Consider the following 1,394-nt stretch of genomic DNA (forward strand, 5'->3'; position numbering starts at 1 on the left):
TATATGAATGAAAAGAAGCGGTAGTCAAGAGGTGAAAACTTCTGTTTCGTCTCTCCGGCCTCTGGTGGAGGCTCTTCTCCAGAAAGGAGGTGTTCCAGCCGCACCTTCCGGTACGGCTACCTTGTTACGACTTAGCCCCAGTTACCGGTATTACCTTCGTACGCTCCTTGCGGTTGCATGCTTCAGGTACTCCCGGCTTCCATGGCTTGACGGGCGGTGTGTACAAGGCCCGGGAACGTATTCACCGCGCCATGGCTGATGCGCGATTACTAGCGAATCCAGCTTCATGGAGTCGAGTTGCAGACTCCAATCCGAACTGAGACAGGTTTTCGGGATTCGCGCGTCATTGCTGACTGGCTGCCTTCTGTACCTGCCATTGTAACACGTGTGTCGCCCCGGACGTAAGGGCCGTGCTGATTTGACGTCATCCCCACCTTCCTCGCGGCTTGCGCCGGCAGTCTCGACAGAGTCCTCGGCTTAACCCGTTAGTAACTGTCAATAGGGGTTGCGCTCGTTATGGCACTTAAGCCGACACCTCACGGCACGAGCTGACGACAACCATGCAGCACCTCGCAGGCGACCATTGCTGGCTACAGGCTTTCACCCGTATTCCCCCTGCGTTTGAGCCCGGGTAAGGTTCCTCGCGTATCATCGAATTAAACCACATGTTCCTCCGCTTGTGCGGGCCCCCGTCAATTCCTTTGAGTTTCACCGTTGCCGGCGTACTCCCCAGGTGGAATACTTAACGCTTTCGCTGTACCGCTTACATTATATCGCAAACAGTTAGTATTCATCGTTTACTGCGTGGACTACCAGGGTATCTAATCCTGTTCGATCCCCACGCTTTCGTGCTTCAGCGTCCGTTGCACCCTAGTAGGCTGCCTTCGCAATCGGGGTTCTGCGTGATATCTATGCATTTCACCGCTACACCACGCATTCCGCCTACCTCTTGTGCACGCTAGCTCAACAGTTTCAACGGCACCTCTCGGGTTAAGCCCGAGCATTTCACCGCTGACTTGCCGTGCCGCCTACGCACCCTTTAAACCCAATAAATCCGGATAACGCTCGCATCCTCCGTATTACCGCGGCTGCTGGCACGGAGTTAGCCGATGCTTTTTCTTCGGATACTTGCAAATCTCCACTCGTGAAGACCTTTACTCTCCGACAAAAGAAGTTTACAACCCGTAGGGCCGTCTTCCTTCACGCGACTTGGCTGGTTCAGTCTGCCGACCATTGACCAATATTCCTCACTGCTGCCTCCCGTAGGAGTTTGGACCGTGTCTCAGTTCCAATGTGGGGGACCTTCCTCTCAGAACCCCTATCCATCGTCGCTTTGGTGGGCCGTTACCCCGCCAACTGGCTAATGGACCGCATGCTCATCTGTAACCAAGATT

1 rRNA gene is annotated in these 1,394 nt (G+C 54.5%); it reads right to left on the reverse strand.

Annotation, left to right across the window (positions count from 1 at the left end):
• Positions 1-82: 82 nt before the first annotated feature.
• Positions 83-1,394 (reverse strand): 16S ribosomal RNA (locus B5G10_RS12460); the annotation flags it as partial.

The organism is Barnesiella sp. An55, assembly GCF_002161555.1.
Taxonomy (GTDB): domain Bacteria; phylum Bacteroidota; class Bacteroidia; order Bacteroidales; family Barnesiellaceae; genus Barnesiella; species Barnesiella merdipullorum.